Genomic DNA, 26,995 nt, shown 5'->3' with positions numbered 1-26,995 from the left:
ATTCCCTAGCGAGCCGGCCCAACGGCCGGCTCCTTTTTCTTCCAACCCTATGAAAAAACGGATAATCTGGCTTAGCCTGGCCCTCGCAATGGGGCAGGCCAGCCACGCCTTTGCCCAAGGTGCCAGCGATGCTTTGCAGTATTCGCGCCTACAATTTGGCGGCCCCGCCCGGACATTGGGCATCGGGGGAGCCAATGTAGCCCTCGGCGCTGATTTCGGCAACCTCAGTAGCAACCCTGCCGGTTTGGGCTTATTCCAGAAGTCGGAGATACACCTCACGCCAGGTATTGGTTTAGGGCAGGGGGATGCTCGCCTTGAGGATAACACTGCGGCCTCGCAGAATGAGGCCAAAAACAGCTTCCATATTGCTAGTGGAGGCTTGGTGCTGACTACCAGACGGCCTGATAGCGACCAAAGCACTAACTGGCGCGGTGGAGCATTCGCACTAGGCTTTACCCGTTTGGCTGATTTTAACTCGGCTTCGCGCTACCAAGGCACCCTGAATAATAACCAGTCGTATCTATCAAGCTTCCAACCAGCGGCCCGGAGTGTGACGGACTTTACCGACTTGGACAGGCAAGTAGATGAGAACGACTATACATCAGGCCTGGGATTGGCCTACGGCGCTTACTTAGCTAACATAGTGGTTAACCGCAGTAATGTCGACTCAGCGGTAGTGTTGCGGCGCCAAGGTAGCACCATCAATCAGGGTGAGGTGATTACCAACTCGGGGTCGGTGTCGCAGTTTGATCTAGGCTACGGGGCCAGCTACCGCGACCGGCTATACATCGGGGGTGGCATTGGGATTGTCAGTTCCAACTACAAGCAGATTAGAACCTTGACGGAGGCTGATAATGACCCCAACACCTACTTCAACAGCTTGGTTAGCCGGACCGAGCTGGAGACTAAGGGGACGGGATTTAATGCCCGACTGGGGGTTATTTACCGCGTGGTTGACAATCTGCGGTTGGGAGCGTCGGTGCAAACGCCTACTTTCATACGCCTCACTGATACGTTCAGTGAACGACTGACGTCCGATTTTAGCGTTCAAGGCACTGACCCGATACCTGATGACTTGCCGATAGGGCAGACTACGGTGTCGAGGCCTGCCAACGATTATGCATACACCCTCACCACACCTTTCCGAGCCAATGGTGGGGTGGCGTATACGATAGGCAAGTATGGCTTCGTGACTGGTGATGTTGAGTATGTAGGCTACGGTCAGGCGCGGTTGCGTAACGATTCGGACAATGCCAATGGCGATGACTACTCTTTCAGCGCTGAGAATAACGACATCCAGGCCCGATATAAAAGCACCATCAACCTGCGCTTTGGGGCTGAGGGCCGCTTCGACGTGTTCCGGGTGCGTCTGGGGTATGCCCGCTACGGCGACCCGTATAAGGCTAACACCAACATTGACCGGGTGCAAAACTTCTACACGGCTGGTGCAGGGCTGCGGCAAGGCAACTTCTTCATTGATGCCGCTGCTGTGTATACCACCGTTAACCAGCTCTACACTCCCTATGACTCAAACGGGCTGGAGCCATTGGTTAAAGTGAATAACAACCGCTATACCACCAGTATAACGGCGGGCATCACCTTTTAGCACAGCTAATTAAATAATCATTTACAAAAAAGGCTGCTCCGTGATGGGGCAGCCTTTTTGTTTGGGTGGTTGCGACTTACTTCTGGACCTTAACCGAGCAAGTGAGAACGGGGGACGTACCAAGCACTAAATCGGATACCAGTAGCAGGCCAGTATATTCCGCACCTTCTCCCACGGCCTTGAATGCTATGACTTGATTCTTAGCCAAGCTACCGGTACTGAATTCGTTAGTAAAACGAGTTCCATTATTGAAAGCCTCATTGAAGGCGGCCGTGGTGGCAGCACTATTGAAATTTTCTAGGGTGAGGGTGGTTCGGCGTAGCTGGGTAGCCCGCCGGTTTGCTGGGAGCCAATTAGCATTGAGAGTAGCGCCGACGGGGGCGTTTAGGCTGACGGTGTTGTTACCGGCCACGCCTATCAAGTCAATCAGCCCTTGATTTTCGGACAGGCTGTTCTCGTTATTGATGACGGCATACTTGGGTAGCAACAGGCCCAAGCGCAGATTCAGAAACACGCGGGCGCGGTCCCGAACCTGGGCAACACTGGGCTGGTTGCTGGGCACTGGCCGCAGCCGGGCCGTGTAGCTGTGAAATACGGCGGCCGAATCGGTTTTGCGGGCCGTGAGGCGGTAGGCCCGTGAGGCACTCTCGCCGGTTTCATCGGTCACGGTGTAGCGCCAGACCTCGGTGCCAGAAGTAGAACGCGCCGAGAATCGATTTTCAAATAAAAGCTCGCCCCCCCGGTAAGCGGAGGTGGAGGTGATGGGGGTTACCAGCGAGTCCAGGTACGTGATGGTCTGAGAGGGCGGGTCATTATTTTCGGGTTCGTAGGACGAGAGCGGCACAGGGTAGATAATGGGCTGGGGGCCGGGCTCGTAGGTGACGGTGATGCGCAGACGCTTGAGCAGGTTGTCGTTGCCCACGGCGTAGGCCCGGGTTATGAGCGTATCGTTGACGCCAACCGTGCGGTTACCCGAAGTCAAGGTAGTGGTGCCAATGAAGTCGAGCCGCACTGGTGCATCGGTTTTGGCGCAGGCGGCCAAGAGCAGGCCCGGAAATAATAAGAGGAAGCGGAAGCGCATGATGCAAAGGTAGGGGGCGCCCCGGCGGACGAAAGCCAGGGACTATTACCTTTAACGTTACGTTTTCTCCCTTATTTCGCTGACGGTTTTACATTCTATGCGTTTTCGCTTTTTTGCGCTGGCCGCGCTACTGGCCACAAACGGCCCAGCCCTAGTGCCGGGCTTCACCACCACTCCCATTCAGGCCCAGCAAAAGCTGCCGCTGACGCTGGAAGACATCTGGGCCAAACCCACTTTCCGCGCAGCCAGCGTGCCGGGCTTCAACTGGATGAACGACGGGCGCTACTACTCGGCACTGGAGGGCGGCAGCCTGGTCCAGTATGAGGTGACGACCGGCAAGGCCGTACAAACGCTGGTGGCGGCGGCCGATTTGCAGACGGCCGGAGCGCCGCTCAACGTGGATGGCTATTCGTTCAATGCCAACGAGCAGAAAGTGCTGTTCACGGCCGGTACGGAGCCTATTTACCGGCGCAGCGCCCAGGCCAGCTACTACGTATTCGACCGTGGCACCAAGAAGCTGGCGCCGCTGAGCACGGGCAAGCAGGGCTACGCGACGTTCTCGCCGGATGGCCAGCGGGTGGCTTTCACCCGCGATAACAACGTGTTTGTGACGGACCTGGCCACGATGAAGGAAACGGCTGTGACCACCAACGGCGTGAAAAACCAGCTCATCAACGGGTCGGCCGACTGGGTGTACGAGGAAGAGTTTGGCTTTGCCCAGGGCTTTTTCTGGTCGCCAAACAGCAAGCAGCTGGCTTTTTACACCTTCGATGAAAGCCAGGTAACGGAATACGACATGCAGCTCTGGGGCAGTCTCTACCCCAAGGAATACCGCTTCAAGTACCCCAAAGCCGGCGAAAAGAACTCCGTCGTGAGTGTGTCGACCTACGATGTAGCCAGCGGCCGCACCACGAAAATGGACGTAGGCCCCGAGCCCGACCAGTACATTCCCCGCGTGCAGTGGACGCAGGTGCCCAATACGCTCAGCATCCAACGCCTGAACCGCTTGCAGAACAAGCTCGAAATTCTGCACGCCGACGCCACCACCGGCAAAACCCAGGTGGCCCTAACCGACACGAACCCGGCTTACGTCGAGATTAATGATGACCTGAACTACCTGCCCGGGGGTAAGCAGTTCGTTTTCACGAGCGAGAAGGACGGCTACCAGCACCTCTACCTACACGACATGAGCGGCAAACAGGTACGGCAGGTCACAAAAGGCAGCTGGGAAATCAGCGCCATCAACGGCTTCGACCCCAAAACCGGTTACGTGTACTACACCAGCACCGAAGGCTCGCCGCTGCAACGCCACCTCTACCGCATCAACCTGAAGGGCACGGGCAAGACGCGCATCAGCGAGGCCGGCAGCGGCACCGATGTGGTGAATATGAGCCCCGACACCAAGTATTTCCTCAATATCCGCTCTTCGGCGGGCGTGCCCCCGGTGGTGAGCTTGCGCGAAGGCGGCACCGGTAAGCTGGTGAAAACGCTGGAAGACAATGCTAAGCTCAAGCAAACACTGGCGCAGTACGACTTGGGCAAGTTTGAGTTCTTCACCTTCAAAACTTCGGAAGGCGTGGAGCTGAATGCCTGGATGATTAAGCCCAGCAACTTTGACCCGGCCAAAAAATACCCCGTGCTGATGCATGTGTACGGCGGCCCCAGCTTCGGTACCAGCAGCACCCAAACCGTGCTCGACAACGTGGGGGGAGGTACCGCCCTCACCAACTACCTCTGGCACCAGATGCTGGCCGAGAAGGGCTACATCGTGGTTTCGGTTGAAAACCGGGGCACTTCGGGCCGGGGCTCGGCCTTCCGCAAGGCCACGTATGCCAACCTGGGCAAGCTCGAAACCATCGACCAGGGCGAAGGCGCCAAGTACCTCGGCACCCTGCCTTATGTGGATAAGGCGCGCATCGGTATCTGGGGCTGGAGCTACGGCGGCTACATGACCTCGCTGGCCATGACCAAAAACGCCGACCTCTTCAAAATGGGCATCGCCGTGGCCCCGGTCACGAACTGGCGCTACTACGACACCGTGTATACGGAGCGTTACCTCAAAACGCCCCAGGAAAACCCCAGCGGCTACGACGACAACTCGCCCGTGCAGTTCGCCCAGAACCTGAAAGGCAAGTTCCTGCTCGTGCACGGCACCGGCGACGACAATGTGCACTTCCAGAACTCCATCGCCTTCGTCGACGCCCTCATCAAAGCCAATAAGGACTACCAGACGCTGTATTACCCCAACCGCAACCACGGCATTGGGGGCGGCAACACGCGCCTGCACCTCTACCGCCAAATGACCAACTTCGTGCTGCAAAACCTATAGGCCCGATAGCCGGGCTCTTGCGCCCGTTTGCCGGGCAAGGGCAGCCAAAGCAAGGAATAATGCTGTTTCTGAGGCTACGGGTTCTATTTCTGAGTGTACGGGAATACTTTCTGAGGCTACGGACACTGTTTCTGGGCGTACGGCAGCTGAAGCCAGGGCTACGGTTGCTGTCGCGGTCAGTACGGACGCAGTAGCTGGCGCTACGGTTGCCCAAGCCGGCATTACGGCGGCCGTTCACACAAAAAAGCCCCTGCGAATGCAGGGGCTTTTTTGTGTGAACGGCCGGGTTTCGAACCAATGCCCCTGCTACTTTTTCGGAGAGGAGGCGGGGGCGAGGCACCGTTAATACGGCTTGGCGTCGTGCGCCATCTCCTCGGCTTGCTGCACCGCCTGGGCGTCTTTGCCGTTGGCGTTGCGCGAGCGACGGCCCAGGTAGCGGCTGCTAGCCGCGCCGGGGTTCATGGCTACGTTTTCGAGGCTCTCGCGCAGGCGACGGCCATACTCGGCGTCGCACTTCGTGAACAGCTCCACCATGCGGTTTTGAACTTCGGGGGTGGCGGCGCTCAGCGCGTCGGTCAGGTTGTTGATGAGGTCGTCTTTCTCCCAATCTTCGTGCAGGTTCCAGCGCTCGCCGGCTTGCTTGAAGTCCGCGTCGCCGTGGCGGTCGATTTTCTGACGCACGAGGCGGGCCTCGTAGGCGGGCTCGTGCTCTCGGCCGGCGCGGGGGCTCTCCGTGAGGCCGTTGAGGGAGCTGGGCTCGTAGTTCACGTGGGGGTTCTGGTTGGGGGCCGCGTCCACGTGGAAGGTCATTTGGCCATCGCGCTGGTTGGTGGCCACGTGCTTTTTGGGCGCGTTGATGGGCAGCTGCAAGTAGTTGGTGCCCACCCGGTAGCGCTGCGTGTCCGAATACGAGAAGGTGCGGCCTTGCAGCATCTTGTCGTCCGAGAAATCGAGGCCGTCCACGAGCACGCCGGTGCCGAACGCCGCCTGCTCCACTTCGGCGAAGTAGTTTTCGGGGTTGCGGTTGAGGGTCATTTTACCGACGGGCAGGTGCGGGAACTGGTCTTCGGGCCAGATTTTGGTGTCGTCGAGCGGGTCGAAGTCGAGTTCGGGATGCTCGCCGTCTTCCATAATCTGCACGCGCAGCTCCCACTGCGGGAAGTTGCCGGCCTCAATGGCTTCGAACAGGTCCTCGGTGGCGTGGTTGAAGTTCTTGGCCTGAATGGCTTCGGCTTCGGGCTGGGTCAGGTTTTTGATGCCTTGCAGGGGCTCCCAGTGGTATTTCACCAGCACGCCCACGCCGTCTTTGTTCACCCACTTATAGGTGTTCACGCCCGAGCCCTGCATCTGGCGGTAGTTGGCCGGGATGCCCCAGGGCGAAAACAGGAAGGTGAGCATGTGCACCGACTCGGGCGTGTTGCTCATGAAATCGAAGATGCGGCCACCGTCCTGCCGATTGGTCACCGGGTCGGGCTTGAGTGCGTGAATCACGTCCGGGAACTTCAACGCGTCGCGGACGAAAAACACCTTCAGGTTATTGCCGACCAAGTCCCAGTTGCCATCCTCGGTGTAAAACTTCACTGCGAAGCCGCGGGGGTCGCGCAGGGTTTCGGGCGAGTGGCTGCTGTGAATGACGGTGGAAAAGCGCACGAACACCGGCGTTTCCTTGCCGGGCGTGTTGAACAGCTTGGCGCGGGTGTACTTCTCAATGGGCTCGTCGCCCACCTTGCCGTAGGCTTCGAACACGCCGTGCGCCCCCGCGCCGCGGGCGTGCACCACGCGCTCGGGAATCCGCTCCCGGTCGAAATGGCTGATTTTTTCGAGGAGCTGGTAGTTCTCCAGGGTCACGGGGCCGCGGTTGCCCACGGTGCGCGAGTTCTGATTATCGTAGACGGGGTGGCCCTGGCGCGTGGTCAGGGTCTGGGCTTGCTCGCCGGCGGCCAGGCGTCCATCCTGGGCGCTGCCGCTGCCGGTCACGGCCGTACCGTTTTCACCGGACGTGGAATTTGGCTCTTGACTCATGAAATGGGTAAATTAGAAAGGTGGAAAGAACGAGTACGTATGTGGTGCAAATAACGCCAAAACAAGCTGCTTGTTTGAAGGCGTTTCACCCACTATTTACAAGATTTTCCCTCCTTTGCCAAGTAAGCTAAACCGTCCCTCGCACGAAAGCAATACGCTATTAAATAGCTAGCTGCGTCTTCCGCAAACCACCCGCGCCTTGCCAAACATGTCTGGCATTATCCGCACGCTCTTGTAGCCGTTTCCCTGGAGCAAAGCTGCGGTTTCAGTGCCGAGCGCTTCGTTGATTTCCAGGTATAATCCGCCACCGGGGCGCAGCAGCGCAAGGCCAATGTCGCGCAGGCGGCGGTAGAATAGCAGCGGGTCCTCGTCGGGCACGAATAGCGCCGTTGCCGGCTCCCAGGCCAGCACGTTGTCGCGCATCAACGGCCGCTCGCTTTCGCGCACGTAGGGCGGATTGCTCACCAGGATATCCAGGGTGCCAGGGGCCAGCCCGGTCGGCATTTCATGAAGAATATCAAGCTGCTGAAAAGCCACACCTGGGGCATAGCGGACGGCGTTCCGGCGGGCCACGGCCAGCGCTTCGGCCGAAATATCCACGGCCAGCACCTGAACATCGGGCAGCATGCGAGCCAGCGCGAGCGCCAAGCAACCGGAGCCCGTGCCTACGTCGAGCACTTGCAGGCCGGGGCGCCCCTGCTGCTCCTGCTTTATCAGGTTCACCAGCTCTTCGGTTTCGGGACGAGGGATGAGCGTGGCGGGCGTCACTTCGAGCTCCATGCCTTCAAAATGCGCCGTACCCAGAACGTACTGCACCGGCTCGTGGGCCAGCAGGCGCGTTTGCAGGGGCAGCAGGGCGGCCAGTGTTTCGGGTGGCACCTGCTCCTGGGCCCGCATCAGGCGCTGCAGCGAGTCCGCATGCAACAGGTGCTCCACTACCAGCGCGGCAATGGCCTGGGCTTCGCGCTCAGGGTAAATTGGTTGGAGAGCAGCAGTTACGGAGGCAGTAAATTCGCGGACGTTCATTGGAACAAAGGTAGGGCTCAGGGGTAGCCAAGGCCGCGTTCCTACCTTCGCACCATGAACACTGATGACGCCACTTTCATGCGCCGCGCCCTCGATTTGGCGCACCTTGGCACCGGCTATGCCCGCCCCAATCCTCTGGTAGGCTGCGTAGTAACGCACCAGGGACGTATTATCGGCGAGGGCTGGCACCGGCAGCACGGCGGCCCCCACGCCGAAGTAAACGCGCTGGCGGCGGTGGCCGACCAGTCATTGCTCAAAGAAAGCCGCGTGTACGTGACGCTGGAGCCGTGCGCCCACCACGGCAAAACGCCGCCCTGCGCCGATTTGCTCCTTGCGAAGGGTGTTCCCGAAGTCGTTATCTGCAATGAAGACCCGTTTCCGCTGGTAGCGGGGCGCGGCATCGAGAAGCTCCGGGCCGCCGGCGTAAAGGTCGAAACCGGCTTGCTAGCGGAAGAAGGCCGCTGGCTCAATCGTCGCTTTTTCACTTTCCACGAGAAGAAGCGGCCCTACCTGGTGCTGAAATGGGCCGAAACGGCCGACGGATTTCTGGCCGGGCGCTACTTCCAGTCGGTACAAATCAGCTGCCCGCAGGCCGGCTTGCTCACCCACCAGTGGCGGGCCGAGGAGCAGGCCATTCTGGTGGGCACGCGCACGGCCCTGCACGACAACCCCCGCCTGAATGTACGCGACTGGCCCGGCCCCCAGCCCACCCGCCTGGTCATCGACAAAAACCTCAGCCTCCCGCCTACCCACCATCTGCTCGACGGCTCGCAGCCCACACTCATCTACACCTATCGCCAGCCGCGCCACACTACTAACCTCAACTCAGCCACGCTGTCCGAGGCCGATGACCTCATGCCGCAGGTGCTGGCCGACCTCTACCAGCGCCAGGTGCAGTCGGTGCTCGTGGAGGGCGGCCCCACGGTGATCAATGCGTTGCTCCAGGCCAATCTTTGGGATGAAATCCGGGTATTTCGGGCGCCCCTGAAGCTGGGGCAGGGCATCGCGGCGCCGCGCCTGGGACTACAGCATATCCGGGATTGTCAAAATGTTGGGCCCGATGAACTGTTCTGGTATGTGAATGAGTAACTTGCTGCCCCGCGGCTGAGCTGCCGCCTTCACCTCCTCTCGTTTGTGTATGGATGCCCAGGCGCTACTCTCGAAAATCCTCGCTTCCCGCCATCCCGACGACGTTTTCACCCGCCTCAACTACCGGAAGGAATACCTGACCTACCTCAAGCTGCTGCACCCCGACGTGTGCCAGCTCCCCGACGCCACCGACGCCGTCGCCCGCCTCAACCTGTACGTGGAGCAGCTGGAGGCGCTGCTCCGCCTGACCGACGATGCCGGCCCGCTGCGCGTGCTGCCCGGCAACCGGCTGCGCTTCGAGGGCGAGCGCACGCTCTTGCACCAGTCGCAGGCCAACTATCAGCGCCTGCTGGCCCTTCGTGACCCCGCCGCTCAGCATTTTCACCAGTACCTGCCCGCGGCGCTGGCCTGGGATGGCCCGGCCCTGCTGGCTACCACGGCCGCTCGGGTGGTGCCGCTGGCCGGGCTGGTACTACCAGCCCACCACGTGGCCTGGGTATTGAGCCGCATGTTGGAATTTGTGGCCTGGCTGCACCAGGCGGGCTTTTGCCACGCGGGCCTCAACCCCGAGTCGCTGGCGCTGGTACCCGAAACCCACGGGCTCGTGTGCCTGTCGTTTTACCATCTTACCTCACTGAACGGGCCGCTGTCCACCATTTCGGGCAAGTACCGGCTCTGGTACCCCGACGCCACGTTTGCCGCCAAGCGCGCCGCGCCGGGCATCGACCTAGCCTTGGCCAAACGCACGGCCGTGTGCCTGCTCGGCGACGCGTCGGGCAACGGGGTGCGGCTTCGCGCAACCATAGACGAGCGGCTGGTGGACTTCCTGCTGAAGCCGCAGCACAACGCTTTCAATGCCTTTAGTGAGTACCGGAAGCTGCTGCGGCAGCTTTACCCGAAACGAGAATTTCACCCTTTAAACATTTAATCCCATGGGCTACACGAAATGGTCGGACGATGCGTACGACTTCCTCAAAGACACCCGCGTTGGCAGCAGCGCCGATGACATTTTCACCAACAACCGCAGTGGCCGCGCCGGTGACCAGCTGTTGCCCAAGGGAGTGAAATTTCGGGAAAGCCGGGATTCTGACATTCACCCGGAGTCGTTGGCCATTGCCGTGTTTCTGGACGAAACCGGCAGCATGGGCCGTATTCCCGAAATTCTGGTGCGCGAAAAGCTGGGACCGCTCATGAATACGCTCATCGACCACGGCGTGGCGCACCCTCAGCTCCTATTCGGCGGCATCGGCGACCACCATTCCGACAGCTACCCACTGCAAGTGGGCCAGTTTGAAAGCGGCACGGCCGAGCTGGACCAGTGGTTGACGGGCATCTACCTCGAAGGCAACGGCGGGGGCCAGAGCCGCGAATCGTACACGCTGGCCTGGCTGTTTGCGGCCCGGCACACCTCGTGCGACTGCTTCGAGAAGCGGGGCCAGAAGGGTTTCCTGTTCACCATCGGTGACGAAGCCGCCTGGGACGTGCTCCAGGCCAACGCCCTCAAGGCCATCATGGGCTACCCCGAAGCCGAGGACCTGACCGACCAGCAACTGCTAGAAGAGGCGCAGCGCAGCTACCACGTATTCCACATCCACGTGAACGAAGGCAGCTACCGCGACGACCCCAGTGTGCTGGGCTATTGGAAGAAAGTATTGGGCGAGCGTCTCATCATCCTCGATGACTATAACGCCATTGCCGAAACCATTGCCACCGCCGTGGCCCTCGTGCACGGCGTGGAGCTGAAGGACATTTTGGCTTCATTCGACCAGAAAACGGCCGGCACCGTGCAGCACGCGCTGGTGCACGCCTCTCGCGGCCTCGCTACCACCGATAAAAAGGACTGGCTAGGCGGCATTTTTAAGCTGTAAGCGAGTGGTTGAATTAATCAGAACGCTGCAAGAAGGGTGTAGAGACGCCACCCTTGGCGTCTCGTCGTTGAACGATAACGGGCGAATTACGCGGACGACGAGACGCCAAGGGTGGCGTCTCTACACCCTTCTTGCTACCTCAAATAGCTTATATCGCGGGTGACGAAACAGGCGCATATCGTAATCGGGCTGGGGTTTGGCGACGAAGGCAAAGGCTTGGCTACGGACTGGCTCTGTGGCCAGGCCCTGGCGCAGGGACAAACGCCGTTGGTGGTGCGCTTCAACGGCGGCCACCAGGCGGGGCATACCGTGGCCACGGCCAACGGGCAACGCCACGTTTTCTCTAATTTCGGGGCCGGCACCCTGCGCGGCGTGCCCACTTATTGGTCGGCCTACTGCACGTTTTCGCCCGGCTCGGTGCTGAAAGAGTACGCGGCCCTGCGGGAAGCCGGCGCGGCGCCGCGCCTGCTGGTAGACGCGCTGTGCCCCGTCACGACGCACTACGACGTGCTCTACAACCGCGCGCTGGAAACGGCGCGCGGCGCGGCCCGTCACGGCAGCTGCGGTCTGGGCTTTGGGGCTACCATCGAGCGCCACGAGCAAACGCCCCTGCGCCTCTACGCCCATGACCTGCGCTTTCCTGCCGTTTACAGCCACAAGCTGGGCCAAATCCGCGCTCATTACCGAGCCCGAATCCAGGCTGAAACCGGCTTCGACTTCGACCAGCTCGACCACGAGGCCGAGGACCGGCGCTTCGCGGAATATGCTGGGGAACTGAGCCAGCTGCACGGGGAAGGAAGTATTCAGTTCGTGGCGGAGGCTGTTGTTTTGGGCCCGGCCGCTCCCTGGCAAACGTATGTTTTTGAGGGCGCCCAGGGCATTTTGCTCGATATGGACTTTGGCCTGTTTCCGCACGTCACGCGGAGCCGCACTACTAGGGCCAACGCGCTGGCGCTGCTTCGCCGCAACCAGCCGGCCCTGGCCGCGACGGCCGAAATTCACTACGTCACCCGCGCCTATCATACCCGCCACGGCGCCGGGCCCCTGCCCCACGAGGCCCCGCTCGCCCTCGTCAATACCGCCGGGGAAACCAACCAGCTAAACGATTACCAGGGGCACTTTCGCGCCGGCCCACTGTCTATTGAGCTCCTCAACTACGCGTTGACCTGCGATGCCACATTTTCGCCCGGTCTGTCCAAGCATTTACTGGTGACTTGTATCGACCAGTTGCCGGATGGGCTTCTCCCCTGCTGGCACGACGAGCAGCTGCAAAAAGTAGCGCCCACGACCCTCCCAGAACTGCTCGAAGCCGATTTTGCCAGTTGCCGGTTTAGCTCCAGTAGTCACGGCTCGGGGCTCGGGTAGCGCCGTTGTGCGTTTTTTGCAACCCACACCAGTCCACTGCATGTTGACTACAATTATCAGCGCGGTATAACTCCATGAAAGTTGCACCGTCACTCAATTTGAACTCTTTTTCGCCATGGCTGAAACCCTTTTTCTCGACACCACGCTCACCAAAGCCGAGCAGTACCAGCAACTCCTACCCCAAATCGAAGCCCTCACCACCGGCGAGCCCGACCTGATGGCTAACCTCGCCAACACCGCGGCGGCCCTGCGCCAGGCTTTCGGGTTTTTCTGGGTTGGCTTTTACCTAGTGAAAGGTGATGAGCTGGTGCTGGGGCCGTTTCAAGGGCCCATTGCCTGCACGCGCATCCGGCATGGCAAGGGCGTGTGCGGGGCCAGCTGGGCCCAGGCGCAAACCATCCTCGTACCCGATGTAGAAGCCTTCCCCGGCCACATTGCGTGCAGTTCCGATTCCAAGTCAGAAATCGTCGTGCCCATTATCAAAAACGGCCAAGTGGTGGCCGTGCTCGACGTGGACAGCGACCAACTCAATGATTTCGACCAAGACGACCAAGCTGCACTGGAACAACTGACGCAGCGGGCGGCAGAGTGGTTTATCTAATCCACGGATTCCGGCATATTTCGCAGGTTTTGTAAACGATTGTTCCCTTGCTGATGCTTGGCTTGCTGGGCCCTTTGGAGGCCGGCTGCATAAGTAGCACACAGGAAACCGACGCGATTTTTAGGTAAATCAGGTTTCCATTATCTTCCTCAAATTGCCGCCGAGGTCCGACCAATCAGAAGAAAATCCGTTCAAATCGTGATTTAGATACATTTCTTTATGAAAAAGCATTTCCACTCCCTCGGCGACTGGCGCCGCAATGTGTTGCTGATTGCTGCCGCTAGCAGTCTGGGCCTGGCCATGCCGGCCTGCTCCAACGACAATGGTAACGATACCGCTAACCAAGCAAACGGCGCTGAAGGCAGCTGGGGCGGCGAAACCTACAGCCAGGGCGTCATCACGGAAATGACCGAAATAAAGCCCGGCGAGTGGAAAATCACTGCTGAGCGCCCCGCTGGCAAAGAGGAAGTAGCAGCGGTTTTGCACCGTTTTGATGGCAAAACCGATACGCTGCAAGGCCAGGCCTTACAGCGCCAGATGCAGGACTACAGCCGCCAGAATCCCGAAAACCGCGCTCAAGGCAGCGGCATGATGGACGTGCTGATGTGGAGCGGCATTGGCTTCATGGCCGGGCGCTTTCTCACGCCCAACCCCGGCTACTACGCCAACCCCGGCATCCTCCAAAATAACCAGGGCTGGCGCGCCAACATGGCCAATGAGCGGCAGAACCAAGGTCGCGGTTTCTTCGGCCGGGGCTTTAACCGAAACACCAGCTCCCCCAACGCTGGCATTCAGGAAAGCCGCTCTACGGTGCGCTCGGCGCCGCGGCCCAGCTTTCGGAGCAGTGCCCCTGCCGGCCGCAGCAGCGGCTTCGGCAGTCGCGGCGGTTTCCGCGGCTTTGGCGGTTAACTTTTCGTTTAACAGCCTGCTGACATGACGCAGTAGGTTTAAAGGGGCAGCTGTTAAGCGATGTACAGGGCGGCCATCATGCCGAGCGCAGCCGAGGCATCTCGCGTGCAGCAGTAACTCAATTATTAGCTCCGTTGACCGGCGGTTCAACGACGCGAGCCAGATGCCTAGGCAGGACAGCCTTATGCGGTTCGGGCCGCTTCCTCACCAGACTCTATGTCAATAAGGTACCCCTGGCGCATGGCGCGCAATTCGAACGACTCATACATGTTAAATGATAACTGTTAAATGAAAATCCACTTGCTTCCTCTTACCGGCGATGTTTCGCCCGCTGTGCAGGCTCTGGGCTGGGGATGGGCCATTGAAGATGCCTGCCAGAACTACGTGGCCCGCGAAGCCGTGCAGCTTACCGAGAGCGAGGCCGAAACGCTATTGCAGGCTGCCGATACGCTCTACGATATGCTGGTGGAGGCCATTCCCGACCCCATCCCCGACGACTTCCTACGACAATTGGCCATCCCGCCCAACTTGTGGGAAGCCGTGCGCCACTCTTGGAACGACGAGCGCCACTGGCACCTCTACGGCCGCTTCGACCTGGCCCTGACACCCGACGGGCCCAAGCTTTTGGAGTTCAACGCCGATACTGCCACTGGCCTGCCCGAAACCGCCGTGGTGCAGTGGGCTAGTCTGGTAGCCGCCGGGCAGTCGGAAGAAGGCCGCCAGGCCAATGGCCTTTTCGAATGCCTCGAAGACCAGTTTCGGCACTGGCGCGCCCTCAACAACGACCGGCAGGCCACGCTCCTGCTCGTGCACTTGCCCGATAGCGCCGAAGACGAGGCCAACTGCACCATGCTGGCCGAAGCGGCCCGCGTAGCAGGATTTGCCGATACCTACACCTGCTCCGTGGACGATATGAAAGTATCGGTGGACGGTGAGGACCGCGGCATCTGGGCCGAAACTGTTCCCGGACAGTGGCAGAAGTTCGACTTCCTGTTTAAGCTTGTGCCCTGGGAAATTCTGGCCGAGGAGGAGCCCGAGCTTACCGCCGACCTGGCGCAGCTGCTCCTGACCCGCGACGTGGTTATTGCCAATCCCGCTTACAGCCTGCTATTTCAAAGCAAAGCCTTGCTGGCACACCTGTGGCAGGTATTTCCGCATCATCCGCTGTTGCTCGAAGCCAATCTGCAAAACCTGCCTGGCCACCACGTCCGCAAGCCGCTCTTTGGCCGGGAGGGCCAGAACGTAGCCGAAATTCAGCCTGACGGCCACGCCAGCACCGAGATTCCCGGCGACTTCGGCCACCAACCCCAGCTATACCAGCGCTGGGCCGAGCTGCCCACCGATGCGCAAGGCCGCCGCTACCAGGCCGGCGTTTTCTGGGCTGGCGAAGCCTGCGCCATCGGCTTTCGACGCGAGGCCGGCTTGATTACCAACTTATCAGAGTTCGTACCGCATACCCTGACCACAGATTGAACGGATGGAACGGATTTTTTGTGGTTGCGCATCGAGAGAGTAGAAATAGAAAAGAAGAACATGGCCGTGCGCTACAACGAACAAGAGGCCGCTCAGATGAGCGGCCTCTTGTTCGTTGTAGCGCACGGCCACGGCCCGAATTAAATTACCTAATGGAACCACAAAAAATCCGTTCCATCCGTTAAAATCCGTTCAATCTGCGGTCAGACTTTCAGCTGACAGATGACGGTTTCGCCGCCTTTTACTTTTTGGCCTAACTCCACTTTTACTTCGGTGTCGAGGGGTACGAAAACGTCAACCCGTGAGCCGAACTTGATGAAGCCGAATTCCTCGCCCTGGCTCACTTCGTCGCCTTCGTTCACGTACCACACAATGCGACGCGCCATGGCACCGGCAATCTGCCGGAAGAGCACCAACGGGCCGGCGTCGCTTTCGACCACCACGGTGGTGCGCTCGTTTTGGGTGCTGCTTTTGGGGTGCCAGGCCACTAAGTAGTTGCCGGGGTGGTACTTGAAGTATTTCACCAGGCCCGAAATCGGGTTGCGCGTGACGTGCACATTGATGGGCGACATGAAGATGCTGATTTGCTTGCGCTCATCCTCAAAGTATTCGGGCTCGAACACATTTTCGATTACCACCACTTTGCCATCGGCCGGAGCCAGCAGCAAGTCTTCGTGGGTAAAGAGGTGGCGAAACGGGCTGCGGAAGAACTGTAGAATTAACAGAAAGATGATGACCGTAGCCCCCGCAAATAGCCGGTTGACCAGGTCAGCGCCCTTGTTGAATTGAAATACCAGTAAGTTGAGCGCCAGCAGAACCAGCAGCGTAACGAACAGAATGCGTCTTCCTTCTTTATGAATCTTCATGAACCGCAGATTGAACGGATTTTTAACGGGTAAACGGATTTTTGTGGTTCCGTGTGGCCGCAGGATGGTAGTACCCACAAACAAAGGTCGGCAGGAAAAATAAAAAGGCACGAACCCCACGGCCCGTGCCTTTTCGCAAGCAATTACGGCAGGATTTCAAAAACGGGCACTACTTGGGCTCTTTGCAAAAAGCTAAACCACAAGAAATCCGTTTCATCCATTAAAATCCGTTTAATCTGCGGTCCTAGAAACCGCCGCGGAACTTGTAGGTCTGAGCCACTTTATCGATGGATACGACGTAGGCCGCAATGCGCATCGGGATTTTATATTTCTGGCTCGTCTTGTACACTTTCTCGAAAGCATCGGACATGATGCGGTCGGCGCGCTCGGTCACCATTTCCTCGGTCCATTTAAAGCCTTGGCGGTTTTGCACCCACTCAAAGTACGAAACCGTGACGCCACCCGAGTTAGCCAGGATGTCCGGCACCACCAGAATGCCCTTCTCGTTAATAATAGGGTCGGCCGAAGCGGACGTTGGGCCGTTGGCGCCCTCCACAATCAGCTTGGCTTTGATGTCGCCGGCGTTGTGCTCGGTGATGACGTCCTCCACGGCGGCGGGCACCAGCACATCCACATTCGAGGTCAGCAGGTCGTCGGCGTTCAGGGGCTCAGCACCGCCGAAGCCTTCGAGGCGACCGTTGTGGGCGTTTTTGTAGGCAATGGCTTCGTCGATGTTGATGCCGTTGTCGTTCCAGTAGGCGCCCGAAATATCGCTCACGGCTTTAATTTTCAAGCCTTTGTCGAACAGCAGTTTCGCTGCCCAGGAGCCGACGTTGCCAAAGCCCTGCACGGCGGCCGACACCTCCGTGGGGTTCAGGCCCAGCTTGGCCAGGGCGGCCAGCGTCGACACCATCACGCCACGGCCAGTGGCCTCGGTACGGCCCAGTGAGCCGCCCATTACCAGCGGCTTGCCCGTCACCACGGCCGGGGAAGTGGCACCCGAGGTCTTCGAGAATTCGTCCATCAGCCAGGCCATTTCGCGCGGGCCAGTGCCCATGTCGGGGGCCGGGATGTCACGGTCGGGGCCAAATACGTCCTTCAGAGCCAGCGTGTAGGCGCGGGTGAGGCGCTCCAGCTCGCCGGCGCTCATGGTGGTGGGGTCGCAGATGATGCCGCCTTTGGCGCCGCCGTAGGGAATATCGACCACGGCGCACTTCCAGGTCATCCAGGCCGCGAGGGCCTTCACCTCGTCGAGGTGCACATGCTTGTCGTAGCGAATGCCGCCCTTCGAGGGACCCAGGATGGTGTTGTGAATGACGCGGTAGCCTTCGAATACGCGGAGCTTGCCATCGTCCATGGTCACGGGCAGGTTCACGATGACCTGCTTATCGGGCGCCTTGAGGACGTTATAGGTTTCGTCGTCGAGGCCAAGGATTTCGGCCGCGATGTTGAAACGCGACATCATGGATTCGAGCGGATTTTCGCGGTCCAGTAGCGGAGCTGGCTCTTTATACACGGTATGGGCTGCCATTCGGAATAAGATTTAGTTAAAGAAGTGTTGGGCGGGAGTGTTGACGGTTTAGGGTCGCAAAGGTATTGTTTTTGCCAAGACGACGAGCCGATTTATCAACCCCAGGCCGCCAGGTAGCGCACAACGCGCATCTGCCGGCCGATAAGCGGCGTGAACGGACCAATTCAGCCCATCTGCCGCTCAAACGTAGCCGTTCCGATGGAAAATACAGCGCACCGAAGCGCTGGCCTTCGGCCCTCCGAATGAAATACAGAGCATTGAAGCGCTGGCCTGCGGCCCTCTGAGGAAAATACAGAGCCCCGAAGCGCTGGCCTGCTGCCTTCTGAATAAAATACAGAGCACCGAAGGCCAGCGCTTCGGGGCTCTGTATTTTCCGCGGAGCACGTAAGATGTTTGGGGCGGCCCGGTATCAGCTTGTTCTTGGTGGCAGCTATGCGCGGTGGGCGGCCCGGCGCAGCGTTTAGCCCGCCAGCAGCTGGAGCAGCGCCAGCACCGGCAGCACCAGCAGGAACGCATCGAACCGGTCGAGCAGCCCGCCGTGGCCCGGCATGATGCTGCCGGAGTCCTTCACGCCCACGCTGCGCTTGAGCATGGACTCGGCCAGGTCGCCGAGGGGTGCGAATACGGCTACCACGCTGGCCGCCACGAGGCGGTGCGCCAGCGGCACATCGGGCAGCATAAATTTCAGCGCCCAGCCCACGGTCAGCGTCAGAAGGAAGCCCCCGGCCCAGCCTTCCCAGGTTTTGCCGGGCGAGATGCTGGGGGCCATTTTGTGCTTGCCGAAGTTTTTGCCGGCGGCGTAGGCGCCGATGTCGGATGCCCAGATGAGGAAGAGGAGGGCGAAGACGCGGCGATAATCATAGCCATCTTTACCAAAGGCGACGCTACTTAAAAACGCCATCGGTAGGCTCACGTACACCAAGCCGGTGATGGTTGCGCTCACGTTAGCAAAAGGCTGCCCTTGCTTTGGCCACAAGATAATTTCACGGAGAATCAGAATAACAAAGAGCACTCCCGTACCTACTAACCAGTAAAAGACATTTATCGCCGCAGTCAGCAGTTCCACGCCAATACGTAAATCCCTTGGTACGGCTTCCGGAAAAGCACTTATTGGAGGATAAACAGTCCAACCAAGCGGCCAACCAAATACCTCAGCATAGTAAGAGTACCCGACAATGAACACATGAATTATGCAGAAAGTCAAAAAGCTTATTCCAACCCCAATCCACGTAGCCGGCGCATACCCGCCTGCCCGCATCATCCGATAAAACTCCCACAGCATCACGGCCTGTACAAAGGCGAAGAAGACCCCGAACGTCCAGGGGCTGAACCAGACGCTGCCGAGCAGCGCGACGGCCCCGATGACGCCCCAGATAACGCGCAGGCGCAGGTTGCTGGGGCCGGGCTTCGCGATGGGGGGTTCGGAAGACGTGGGAGGATTCGGGAGCGTAGAATCGGACAATGCGGATAAGGATGTTGAGACGCGACCCTTCGCGTCTCGTCGTTGCGGATGTTGTTTAGATTGGTGCTGTACGGAGTCGTTCAACGCTGAGACGCGAAGTATCGCGTCTCTACATAGTTCGCTTTACGCCGTCGCTGCTGAAGGTGAGCATGGTGGTAGGGGCCGGCGGGGCTGTCATGCGCTGATGCAGGAAATAGAGCAGCCCCGCCGTGAGCACCGCCGACGGCAGCACCAGCCACCAGGGCAGCGCCTTGGTAGAATCGGGGTCGAAGCCCCAGCCGAACTGGCCGCGCTGGGTGAGGTAGAGAATCAGCAGCTGAAAGGCATTTTGGGTGAAATGCGCGGCCATCGAAACCAGGATGTTGCCGCTCCAGAGGTACAAATACCCCAGCACCAGGCCCAGCACAAACCGCGGCACAAAGCCGAAGAACTGGAAGTGAATGGCGCTGAAAATGGCGGCCCCCAGCCACACACCTACGTGCGGCGAAAACCAGCGCACCAGGTTTTGCTGAATCACGCCCCGAAACACCAGTTCCTCGCTCACGGCCGGCACCACGGCAATAACCAGGATGCCCGCCCAAAACCGGCCGGCTGAGTTGAACTGCGTGAGAAACTTGGTGAGGCCCTGAGCCCGGTCTTCGCTGGCCCGCGCCCACACCTCAAAATCGTGCAGGAAGCTGGGGAAATGCGCCCCGGCATTCCAGGCAATGAGACCGGACATAACGGGCAGGATGATGACAATGAGCGCCGCCGCAGCCAGCAGCCACCAGCCCGCCCCCAGCCGCCGGGGGCTGAAATACGCCGCCCAACCAACGCCTAGCGCCGAAGCCAGCGCCAGGGCCCCGCCCGTGCAGGCGCAAAACAGGAGTACGCCTTGCATCATCATCATCACGGCCCAGCCTTGCGGGTAGGTGCTGGGGTATTGCAGAACTTTCTGCATCTCCAGCACCGATATTCCGAAGCCCGCCTGCGCCCAACCAAACGCCACCGCGTAGCCGACGCAGGCCCCCGCTACCATCAGCACCAGCAACATCAGAATTTGTAGGCCGGGGTGCAGCGCGCGGGGTAGGAAACCTTTCATTGACGATGGCTAGTTGGGAAGGGCGTAAATTTGACCACAGATTGAACGGATTTTAACGGATGGAACGGATTTTTTGTGGTTCCACTCCTTCTTTGCTTGTGCCCGCTCTTCTGTTTCTGTTCTACAAATGACGTTAAATCTATAAGAATCCGCGTTTACTCCCGGTTATTACCCAAGCCCGCAGGCCAGGGTGGCACCGCAAAAAATCCGTTCAGCCCGTTAAAATCCACCTTGGACGGAACCACAAAAAATCCGTTCCATCCGTTAAAATCCGTTCAATCTGTGGTCAACATAGGTCCCAACATTCAGCTCCCCAATTTTCCGCTCCTACTCGCTCCTATGGAGGACGTGAGCGACCCGCCCTTCCGCGCCGTGTGCAAGGCCAACGGGGCCGATTTGATGTACACCGAGTTTATTTCCTCGGAAGGGCTGATTCGGGCCGCAGCCAAGAGTCGCAAGAAGCTCGACGTGTTCGACTATGAGCGGCCCATCGGCATTCAGCTCTTCGGGTCCGATGTGGAAACCATGGGCGAGTGCGCGGCCATCAGCACCGAGGCCGGGCCCGACCTGATTGACATCAACTACGGCTGCCCGGTGAAACAGGTGGCCTGCCGGGGCGCGGGCGCGGCGCTGCTGCGCGACGTCCCCAAAATGGTAGCCATGACGGCCGCCGTCATCCGCAACACCCACCTGCCCGTGACCGTGAAAACCCGCCTCGGCTGGGATGAGGGCACTAAAAACGTGGAAGAAGTGGCCGAACGCCTCCAGGATATTGGCATTGCGGCCCTCACCGTACACGGCCGCACCCGCGTGCAGCTCTACAAGGGCGAGGCCGACTGGCGCCTCATCGCCAAAATCAAGGACAACCCGCGCATCCACATTCCTATCTTCGGCAACGGCGACATTACCTCGCCCGAAAAAGCCAAGGAATACCAGAACCGCTACGGCGTCGACGGCGTGATGGTAGGCCGCGCCAGCATCGGCTACCCCTGGATTTTCCGCGAAATCAAGCACTACATAGCCACTGGTGAGCTGCTGGCGCCGCCCACGCTGGAAGAGCGGGTGGCCATGTGCCAGATGCACTTCGACAAAAGTATTGAGTGGAAGGGCCCGAAAGTAGGCATCTTCGAAATGCGCCGCCACTACGCGCATTATTTCCGCGGCCTGGAAGGTGCCAAAGCCTGGCGCACCCGCCTGGTAGACGCCGAAACCCCCGACGTGGTACTGGAGATTTTGCAGGAAATTGCCAACAGCGAAGCCGTGCTACAGTAAAGCGCAGCCTTCGCTGCGCCGCCCCCGCGCCGCCTCAAATAGCTGTGCCCGTCGTTAGCGGACGTGGCGCCGCGTGGCATGCTCCTATCGCCAGGCGCAGCGAAAGCTGCGCCCTACTTGATTCATGATTCCGATTTACGACCAAAAATCCCGCCTCAAAATTCTGATTGCAGTGCTGGCGCTGCTGGTTGGCGCGGCCACCGTCATCTACACCAACTTGCTGGTGCAGCGCGTATCGAAGCGGGAACAACAGCAGATTCAGCTGTATGCTAAGGCGCAGGAGTTCATCATCAACTCTGAGATGGAATCGAATACGCTGTTCGTTTTCAACGAGATTATTGATGCCAATGCCACGATTCCGGTTATTCTGAGCGACGGCCAAAACATCGTCAGCGCCAAGAACGTCGACCTTCCGGCGCACTTATCGGAGGCCGATTCGCTGGCCACGCTCCAGCACGAGCTAGCACTGATGCAACAACAGCACCCGCCCATTGTGGTGAAGCTGGGGGCGGGGCTGAACAACTACATCTACTACCGCGACTCGCAGCTGCTGCGGCAGCTGCGCACCTACCCACTGGTGCAGCTAGTGGTGATTGGCTGCCTGGCCATTATTGCCTATTTCGCGTTCAGCTCGTCGCGCCGGGCCGAGCAAAACCGCGTGTGGGTGGGCCTGGCCAAGGAAACCGCGCACCAGCTGGGCACGCCACTTAGCAGCCTGGTGGGCTGGCAAAACTACCTGCGCGACTCCGACCGGTTCAAGGATGAGCCCATCGTGGAAGAGCTGGGCAAGGACATTCGGCGGCTTGAAATCATCACGGAGCGGTTCTCCAACATCGGCTCGGTGCCGGTGCTCAAAGACGAAAACCTGTACCAGACCACCCGCAACGCCATCGAATACCTCCAAAGCCGGGTGTCGAAAAAGGTGGTATTCAAAATCGAAACCGACCTGCCCTACGACACTCCCGCCCGCATCAACGTGCCGCTGTTCGACTGGGTGGTGGAGAACATCTGCAAAAACGCGGTGGACGCCATGGACGGGCGCGGCTCCATTACGCTGCACCTGCGGCGCGTGCGCGTGCGCCGCTCCTGGTACCGGCGCGGCGCCCCACCCCGCCAGGTTGCCATCGACATCACCGACACCGGCAAAGGCATCCCCAAGAACAAGCTCGAAAGTGTGTTTCTGCCCGGTTACACGACCAAGAAGCGCGGCTGGGGCCTGGGCCTGGCCTTGGCCCGTCGCATCATTGATAACTACCACGAGGGCCGGCTCTTCGTGAAATGGAGCGAAGTAGGCCGCGGCACGACGTTCCGGCTGGTGCTGAATCAGTAGCACGCAGCCTTCGCTGCGTTGTTTTTGAACGAGCGTTTCTTTGTTCAGGCTGAATCGGTGAGGTGGCCCTGGTATCTGAGCCAGAATCGGGCCTGTCTACTGCACTCCCACCACCCTCGCGCTCCCTGGTGACTGACGCAGCGAAGGCTGCGTCCTACTATCGGTTGGTGATTTCTACGTATGCTTTGCCGGTTACGGGCTGGCCGTTGTGGGTGCCTTTTACCCGACACATGCCTTCCCAGTAGTACATGGTGAAAGTATGGAAGAAGCGCAGGGCCAGCTCCTGCTGCGGCACTAGGGGTTCCACGGTGAGGTCGTAGCCCTGGCTAGGCACTTGCACGCGCCAGGTGGCAGGGTACTTCTTCTTGGATTTGGAGCTGGTCCAGTACGTGAGGGGCGTGAGCTGGAAGTCGGGGCCGGTGAGGTGCAAACTGGGCCCATCGGCGCGGCTGAAGGTGCCATTGTTGAGGTTTTCGCCGGTAGCAGTGTTGCGCAGAGTGTTTAGCATGAACTCCTCCTGGGGCTGGTCGAGCTGAATACTGAGCCAGTCCCATCCTATTTTATCACTCACGATGGCGGTGCAGTTCCACTGCCGGTCGTACCACAGCTCGCCGGTTACCTGGCGGGTTTTGCCGGCCACCGTGAGGGTGCCAGTGGTAGCTAGGCGCGGATAGGAATAGTAGCCGGCGATGATGCCCTTGCCGTAGTTTTCGTAACCGGTGCCGCTGTGCAACACCACGGGCCGGGTAGGCTTGGTGGTGAGGTCGAGGGCGTAGCCCGCGTTGGCCTTGCCAGTGAAAGCTGCTTGCAAATGGTAAGCGCCCTCTTGTCCGTCAAGTTTCCACACCTCACGGCCCCGGTGCTCGCGCAAGCGTAGCGGCAGCGAATCGGTGAGCAGCCGCGGCAGCTTGCCCAGCTTGTAGTCGTAATGAAACTGCTGGCCCTGCGGGTCGGTGAGGGCCACGTTCACCATCTGCCAGTCCTGCTTGCCGTCCTTCAGATTGAAGTGGAAAAACACATATTCCACCCCGAACTGCTCGCCGGTGGCCTGGTCGGTAAGGTGGCCCGTGAGGTACCACCATTCCAGGGAGTTTTTGGGGTGCGGCGCTTCCTCATGGGGCAGTTCGGCGCGGGTCGCGGGGGGGTTGAAGCGGGTGGTGGGCTTAGGAACCGCGCAGGCCGTAGCCAGCAGACAAACCAGGGCAAAACGTAAAAATCTCATACCCTTGAAAAAGGCTTTTCGGGGCAGAAAGGTTTGCCGAAGCGGCCGGATATTGATGTGGAGTAGATGTCTTCATAAATAGCCAGGCTCGCTTTATTCTACTACGGATGTACACAGCCTGCTTTCTGAAAATCAATTCTGCGGTGGTTTCACGGGTGGTTCCGGCATCCGGATTTTACCCATCACATTGCCCCGGTTAGGCACCGACTCCATGCGAACAACCAGCGGCTCGGGTTGAGGTGTGGCACGAATGTTCACGCTCACCGTCTGCTTCACAAAATCGAACGGGTTGCCTTCGAATCGCAGCGCCACGGTGCCGGTAGCAATGGGCGCCCAATCCCGGGCCAACGCCAGCTCAAATTGGCCCTTCTCGTTGGTAGTCGTTCCAAACTGAGTGTCATTGATGAAGATATTCACCCCCACCACTGGCGTGCTGTTGGCCCCATCCAGTACCTGCCCCCGAATAATGATTTGCTGCGACTGAGCGGCGGCTGGGTCGCTGGCAGCCGTAGCTTGCGTGGGTAGTTCCTGCGGGGGCTTGGTGGCGCAGGACGTCATGGGGTGCCAGCCGAGCAGGGCCAGGCCGGCCAGCGCCCAGCGCCGCCAGCGGGTGGTGGGCGCGGGGGCCAACTGCGTGGGGTTGGCTAGCGCACACACGGAGCGGCCGCCCTGCCGGGCCAGATACGCCAGGATTTCGGCGTCGCTCATGCGGGTGAAGTCCACAACCTCGGTGGCACAGGCGGCGCAGTGGCGGCCGTCGGTGGTGGGCGTCATCGCGGCCCAGGGTTGGGCGCAAGGCTGCGGGATGGAGATGCGGGAAAGAGCCATGTCCTAAAAGTAGGCGAAAGGTTTGGCTTTTCCTTACGACGACCAAATCACGCGAGTTAAGCCTTGGATGTAGTCGGTAGTCATCAGGAGTCCTCTCTTTGGGGGACTGATGCCTACTCCACGTATCTACGGCAGAACCGTAGCCCAGGCTGGTCGGTTTGTCTACGAACTGCACTTATTGCGGCACCTATCCACATACCAAAGCAGCTTCATGCAAGCGGTAGTACTGACGAATTACGGCGGAATCGAGAACTTTGCGCTGGCCGACGTGCCCACGCCCGAGCCCAAAGCCGATGAAATTCGGGTGCGGCTGCGAGCGGCCTCCTTCAACCCCATCGACTCCCAAATTCGGCGGGGCGGGGATGAGAGCAAACTGGTCAGCTCCCCTATTCTGGGCCGCGACTTTGCCGGGGTTATCGACCAAGTAGGCGCAGCCGTCACGGATTGGCGCATCGGCGACCCGGTGTTTGGCTATTGCAGCAGCATGGGCTCAAACGGCACCTACGCTGAGTACTTGTGCATACCGGCCAACATCATGAGCGCGGTGCCCGCAGCGCTGACCTTTGCCGAGGCTGCCGCCTTGCCCGTGGCGGGCCTGACGGCGCTACACACCTGGCAGGTAAGCCGGGTGGGTCCCACGGCCTCGGTACTGATAAGTAGGTGGAGCCGGTGGTGTGGGCACGCTGCTGCTTCAGCTGGCGCCGCATTTTGGCGTGGGCCAATTATCGGTAACGGCGGGCAGCGCGGCCAGCACTCAACACGTTAAAAACTTGGGCGTACCGGCAAACCGGATAGTAGACTACCACCAGCCCAACTTGCAGGCGGCGCTGCTAGCCAGCAATCAGCAACGGCCTTTTGATTTCGTCATTGACCTAGTGGGTGGCTCCCTTTCGCAAACCTGCGCCGAGGTGTTGGCCATTGGCGGCACGTACGTCGACATTGCATTTTTAGGCACGGACGGCACACGGAACGAGCTGTTCGATAAGGCTGCGACCATTCACAACGTGGCCATTTACGCGTATGCGCTGGGCAACGACCCAATCCAGCGTGCCCGGTTCGGCCGCCAACTGACGGAGCTGGCGGCACTGGTGCAAGCTGGTGCGCTGCCGGCCCCGCCCGTGCACGTGTTAGGCAAGTTTGGTCTGGAAACCGTGCGGCAGGCGCACCTCCGCCTCGATGCCAATCAGACCCAAGGCAAGCTGGTGATGACCTTTCCCGAAGCCTGACGCATTAGCGGTAGCCGCACCTTCGGGAGCGGATAGCCAGCTATCTTCGTGGGAGTCGTCAATTCTCATCCCCGGCCATTGGGTGCATCATCGGCCCGGCAAGGAATTGGCAGATACAAATCCATGCCCACTCAGAAAATCACCAAAAAGGATTTGCTCCGAGCCTGCATCCAGGTTTTTCGCAAGCAAGGCTACTACCGCACCTCCATTCAGGACCTCGCGCAGGCCACCGGGCTCACCAAGGGCGTGTTCTATCATCATTTCGCCAGCAAGGAGGAAATCATGCATACCGTTCTGGATGAGACGAGTACTTACTTCGCTGAAAAAGTATTCAAGGCCGCTTACGATACCGCCTTATCAGCCGAGCAGCGGCTGGAAAACGTTGTAGCCGCAGCCCTCAAAGCCTTTAGCAACGAGCTGGGCGGCTGCATTTTCGCTAATACGGTGCTGGAAACAGCCCACGTTGAAGACACATTTCTCAACCAAATCAAGGCCTTTTTTGCCTCCTGGCAGCAGGCGATGCAAACCATTTTTGCGGCCCGCCACGATGTCGCCACCGCCGATAAGCTGGCCGCCCGGGTCATCGCCGACGTGGAAGGCTCGCTGGTACTCATGCAGCTCTACAAAGACCGGCATTATCTCACCGATGCCTTCGCCCGCGCCAAGGAGTTGCTATAAATTTTTTTGCAAATTTTACATACCAATCGTTCAGTATGTATTTATTAAATCGTAGCTTTCCGACCTGGCTGGCAGGAATGCTCCTTTTTTCTGTCACTGAAAACCGGTTTTTTCACTCCTTCCAAAGGCT

Annotated in this window: 23 protein-coding genes; 14 read left to right on the top strand and 9 right to left on the bottom strand. The window is 59.5% G+C overall.

The genetic code is table 11. From position 1 onward, the window contains the following. Nucleotides 1-49 precede the first annotated feature (49 nt). The gene (locus WX88_RS06965; protein WP_046243628.1) at nucleotides 50-1,606 is read left to right on the top strand and encodes an OmpP1/FadL family transporter; all 1,557 of its coding nucleotides are present in this window, start codon (nucleotides 50-52) and stop codon (nucleotides 1,604-1,606) included. Nucleotides 1,607-1,682: 76 nt separating this feature from the next. On the opposite strand, the gene WX88_RS06960 is transcribed toward WX88_RS06965, so the two are convergent. Next, complete coding sequence (locus WX88_RS06960) at nucleotides 1,683-2,687, bottom strand: hypothetical protein (RefSeq protein WP_046243627.1); 1,005 nt, start codon at nucleotides 2,685-2,687, stop codon at nucleotides 1,683-1,685. A 97-nt stretch (nucleotides 2,688-2,784) separates the two neighbouring features. Between WX88_RS06960 and WX88_RS06955 the strand changes: the two genes are divergently transcribed. Further along, nucleotides 2,785-5,016, top strand: a complete 2,232-nt coding sequence (locus WX88_RS06955) for a S9 family peptidase (protein ID WP_052732433.1) — start codon at nucleotides 2,785-2,787, stop codon at nucleotides 5,014-5,016. A 342-nt stretch (nucleotides 5,017-5,358) separates the two neighbouring features. On the opposite strand, the gene WX88_RS06950 is transcribed toward WX88_RS06955, so the two are convergent. Beyond that, a complete protein-coding gene (locus WX88_RS06950; RefSeq protein WP_046243626.1) occupies nucleotides 5,359-7,038 on the bottom strand; it encodes a catalase in 1,680 nt (559 codons plus the stop codon). Nucleotides 7,039-7,206: 168 nt separating this feature from the next. Next, entirely contained in the window at nucleotides 7,207-8,064 is an 858-nt protein-coding gene (gene prmC, locus WX88_RS06945) for a peptide chain release factor N(5)-glutamine methyltransferase (protein WP_046243625.1), read from the bottom strand. Between the two features lie 54 nt (nucleotides 8,065-8,118). On the opposite strand from prmC, the gene ribD reads away from it, so the two are divergent. The 7 genes from ribD (at nucleotide 8,119) to WX88_RS06910 (ending at nucleotide 15,369) form a co-directional block, all read left to right on the top strand. Then, nucleotides 8,119-9,153, top strand: coding sequence for a bifunctional diaminohydroxyphosphoribosylaminopyrimidine deaminase/5-amino-6-(5-phosphoribosylamino)uracil reductase RibD (ribD, locus tag WX88_RS06940; protein ID WP_046243624.1), 1,035 nt, complete (start codon nucleotides 8,119-8,121; stop codon nucleotides 9,151-9,153). Nucleotides 9,154-9,202: 49 nt separating this feature from the next. Further along, nucleotides 9,203-10,081, top strand: coding sequence for a hypothetical protein (locus tag WX88_RS06935; protein WP_046243623.1), 879 nt, complete (start codon nucleotides 9,203-9,205; stop codon nucleotides 10,079-10,081). A gap of 4 nt (nucleotides 10,082-10,085) precedes the next feature. Then, entirely contained in the window at nucleotides 10,086-11,021 is a 936-nt protein-coding gene (locus tag WX88_RS06930; RefSeq protein WP_046243622.1) for a hypothetical protein, read from the top strand. A 159-nt stretch (nucleotides 11,022-11,180) separates the two neighbouring features. Then, nucleotides 11,181-12,386 carry an adenylosuccinate synthetase gene (locus tag WX88_RS06925; protein ID WP_052732432.1) on the top strand — a complete coding sequence of 402 codons (1,206 nt, stop codon included), beginning with the start codon at nucleotides 11,181-11,183 and terminating at the stop codon, nucleotides 12,384-12,386. Between the two features lie 115 nt (nucleotides 12,387-12,501). Next, complete coding sequence (locus tag WX88_RS06920) at nucleotides 12,502-12,987, top strand: GAF domain-containing protein (RefSeq protein ID WP_046243621.1); 486 nt, start codon at nucleotides 12,502-12,504, stop codon at nucleotides 12,985-12,987. Between the two features lie 219 nt (nucleotides 12,988-13,206). After that, entirely contained in the window at nucleotides 13,207-13,896 is a 690-nt protein-coding gene (locus tag WX88_RS06915; protein ID WP_052732431.1) for a hypothetical protein, read from the top strand. Nucleotides 13,897-14,184: 288 nt separating this feature from the next. After that, nucleotides 14,185-15,369 (top strand): glutathionylspermidine synthase family protein, encoded by a 1,185-nt coding sequence (locus WX88_RS06910; RefSeq protein WP_046243620.1) that lies wholly within the window; start codon nucleotides 14,185-14,187, stop codon nucleotides 15,367-15,369. 203 nt (nucleotides 15,370-15,572) lie between these two features. Here the strand turns inward: WX88_RS06910 and WX88_RS06905 are convergent, their stop codons facing one another. The 4 genes from WX88_RS06905 to WX88_RS06890 form a co-directional block, all read right to left on the bottom strand. Then, the gene (locus tag WX88_RS06905; RefSeq protein WP_046243810.1) at nucleotides 15,573-16,235 is read right to left on the bottom strand and encodes a phosphatidylserine decarboxylase family protein; all 663 of its coding nucleotides are present in this window, start codon (nucleotides 16,233-16,235) and stop codon (nucleotides 15,573-15,575) included. 244 nt (nucleotides 16,236-16,479) lie between these two features. Continuing rightward, complete coding sequence (locus WX88_RS06900) at nucleotides 16,480-17,766, bottom strand: Glu/Leu/Phe/Val family dehydrogenase (RefSeq protein WP_046243619.1); 1,287 nt, start codon at nucleotides 17,764-17,766, stop codon at nucleotides 16,480-16,482. Nucleotides 17,767-18,226: 460 nt separating this feature from the next. Beyond that, nucleotides 18,227-19,228 carry a phosphatidate cytidylyltransferase gene (locus tag WX88_RS28620; RefSeq protein WP_072052952.1) on the bottom strand — a complete coding sequence of 334 codons (1,002 nt, stop codon included), beginning with the start codon at nucleotides 19,226-19,228 and terminating at the stop codon, nucleotides 18,227-18,229. 109 nt (nucleotides 19,229-19,337) lie between these two features. After that, complete coding sequence (locus WX88_RS06890; RefSeq protein WP_046243618.1) at nucleotides 19,338-20,309, bottom strand: CPBP family intramembrane glutamic endopeptidase; 972 nt, start codon at nucleotides 20,307-20,309, stop codon at nucleotides 19,338-19,340. 282 nt (nucleotides 20,310-20,591) lie between these two features. On the opposite strand from WX88_RS06890, the gene dusB reads away from it, so the two are divergent. Both dusB and WX88_RS06880 read left to right on the top strand, forming a co-directional pair. After that, nucleotides 20,592-21,581, top strand: a complete 990-nt coding sequence (gene dusB / locus WX88_RS06885; RefSeq protein WP_046243617.1) for a tRNA dihydrouridine synthase DusB — start codon at nucleotides 20,592-20,594, stop codon at nucleotides 21,579-21,581. A 124-nt stretch (nucleotides 21,582-21,705) separates the two neighbouring features. Then, nucleotides 21,706-22,911 carry an ATP-binding protein gene (locus WX88_RS06880; RefSeq protein WP_046243616.1) on the top strand — a complete coding sequence of 402 codons (1,206 nt, stop codon included), beginning with the start codon at nucleotides 21,706-21,708 and terminating at the stop codon, nucleotides 22,909-22,911. 157 nt (nucleotides 22,912-23,068) lie between these two features. On the opposite strand, the gene WX88_RS06875 is transcribed toward WX88_RS06880, so the two are convergent. Then, nucleotides 23,069-24,133, bottom strand: coding sequence for a lipocalin family protein (locus WX88_RS06875; RefSeq protein WP_046243615.1), 1,065 nt, complete (start codon nucleotides 24,131-24,133; stop codon nucleotides 23,069-23,071). 132 nt (nucleotides 24,134-24,265) lie between these two features. After that, complete coding sequence (locus WX88_RS06870; RefSeq protein ID WP_046243614.1) at nucleotides 24,266-24,961, bottom strand: carboxypeptidase-like regulatory domain-containing protein; 696 nt, start codon at nucleotides 24,959-24,961, stop codon at nucleotides 24,266-24,268. Between the two features lie 109 nt (nucleotides 24,962-25,070). On the opposite strand from WX88_RS06870, the gene WX88_RS29410 reads away from it, so the two are divergent. The 3 genes from WX88_RS29410 (at nucleotide 25,071) to WX88_RS06860 (ending at nucleotide 26,865) form a co-directional block, all read left to right on the top strand. After that, the gene (locus tag WX88_RS29410; RefSeq protein WP_052732430.1) at nucleotides 25,071-25,727 is read left to right on the top strand and encodes an alcohol dehydrogenase catalytic domain-containing protein; all 657 of its coding nucleotides are present in this window, start codon (nucleotides 25,071-25,073) and stop codon (nucleotides 25,725-25,727) included. Then, nucleotides 25,675-26,187, top strand: a complete 513-nt coding sequence (locus WX88_RS29405; protein WP_052732429.1) for a zinc-binding dehydrogenase — start codon at nucleotides 25,675-25,677, stop codon at nucleotides 26,185-26,187. The genes WX88_RS29410 and WX88_RS29405 overlap by 53 nt, the downstream gene beginning before the upstream one ends. Nucleotides 26,188-26,310: 123 nt before the next feature. Continuing rightward, nucleotides 26,311-26,865, top strand: a complete 555-nt coding sequence (locus WX88_RS06860) for a TetR/AcrR family transcriptional regulator (protein ID WP_046243613.1) — start codon at nucleotides 26,311-26,313, stop codon at nucleotides 26,863-26,865. The last annotated feature ends 130 nt before the right edge of the window (nucleotides 26,866-26,995 follow it).

The sequence above is a fragment of the Hymenobacter terrenus genome, assembly GCF_000972495.1.
GTDB lineage: Bacteria > Bacteroidota > Bacteroidia > Cytophagales > Hymenobacteraceae > Hymenobacter > Hymenobacter terrenus.
The sequence above is the reverse complement of the archived record's forward strand: the minus strand, read 5'-3'. Positions and strand labels throughout refer to the sequence as shown.

What these genes read in the sequence shown, in the direction of transcription:
- WX88_RS06965 (WP_046243628.1), top strand. Translation starts at nt 50, where the DNA reads ATGAAAAAACGGATAATCTGGCTTAGCCTGGCCCTCGCAATGGGGCAG.
- WX88_RS06960 (WP_046243627.1), bottom strand. Translation starts at nt 2,687, where the DNA reads ATGCGCTTCCGCTTCCTCTTATTATTTCCGGGCCTGCTCTTGGCCGCC.
- WX88_RS06955 (WP_052732433.1), top strand. Translation starts at nt 2,785, where the DNA reads ATGCGTTTTCGCTTTTTTGCGCTGGCCGCGCTACTGGCCACAAACGGC.
- WX88_RS06950 (WP_046243626.1), bottom strand. Translation starts at nt 7,038, where the DNA reads ATGAGTCAAGAGCCAAATTCCACGTCCGGTGAAAACGGTACGGCCGTG.
- prmC (WP_046243625.1), bottom strand. Translation starts at nt 8,064, where the DNA reads ATGAACGTCCGCGAATTTACTGCCTCCGTAACTGCTGCTCTCCAACCA.
- ribD (WP_046243624.1), top strand. Translation starts at nt 8,119, where the DNA reads ATGAACACTGATGACGCCACTTTCATGCGCCGCGCCCTCGATTTGGCG.
- WX88_RS06935 (WP_046243623.1), top strand. Translation starts at nt 9,203, where the DNA reads ATGGATGCCCAGGCGCTACTCTCGAAAATCCTCGCTTCCCGCCATCCC.
- WX88_RS06930 (WP_046243622.1), top strand. Translation starts at nt 10,086, where the DNA reads ATGGGCTACACGAAATGGTCGGACGATGCGTACGACTTCCTCAAAGAC.
- WX88_RS06920 (WP_046243621.1), top strand. Translation starts at nt 12,502, where the DNA reads ATGGCTGAAACCCTTTTTCTCGACACCACGCTCACCAAAGCCGAGCAG.
- WX88_RS06915 (WP_052732431.1), top strand. Translation starts at nt 13,207, where the DNA reads ATGAAAAAGCATTTCCACTCCCTCGGCGACTGGCGCCGCAATGTGTTG.
- WX88_RS06910 (WP_046243620.1), top strand. Translation starts at nt 14,185, where the DNA reads ATGAAAATCCACTTGCTTCCTCTTACCGGCGATGTTTCGCCCGCTGTG.
- WX88_RS06905 (WP_046243810.1), bottom strand. Translation starts at nt 16,235, where the DNA reads ATGAAGATTCATAAAGAAGGAAGACGCATTCTGTTCGTTACGCTGCTG.
- WX88_RS06900 (WP_046243619.1), bottom strand. Translation starts at nt 17,766, where the DNA reads ATGGCAGCCCATACCGTGTATAAAGAGCCAGCTCCGCTACTGGACCGC.
- WX88_RS06890 (WP_046243618.1), bottom strand. Translation starts at nt 20,309, where the DNA reads ATGAAAGGTTTCCTACCCCGCGCGCTGCACCCCGGCCTACAAATTCTG.
- WX88_RS06880 (WP_046243616.1), top strand. Translation starts at nt 21,706, where the DNA reads ATGATTCCGATTTACGACCAAAAATCCCGCCTCAAAATTCTGATTGCA.
- WX88_RS06875 (WP_046243615.1), bottom strand. Translation starts at nt 24,133, where the DNA reads ATGAGATTTTTACGTTTTGCCCTGGTTTGTCTGCTGGCTACGGCCTGC.
- WX88_RS06870 (WP_046243614.1), bottom strand. Translation starts at nt 24,961, where the DNA reads ATGGCTCTTTCCCGCATCTCCATCCCGCAGCCTTGCGCCCAACCCTGG.
- WX88_RS29410 (WP_052732430.1), top strand. Translation starts at nt 25,071, where the DNA reads ATGCCTACTCCACGTATCTACGGCAGAACCGTAGCCCAGGCTGGTCGG.
- WX88_RS06860 (WP_046243613.1), top strand. Translation starts at nt 26,311, where the DNA reads ATGCCCACTCAGAAAATCACCAAAAAGGATTTGCTCCGAGCCTGCATC.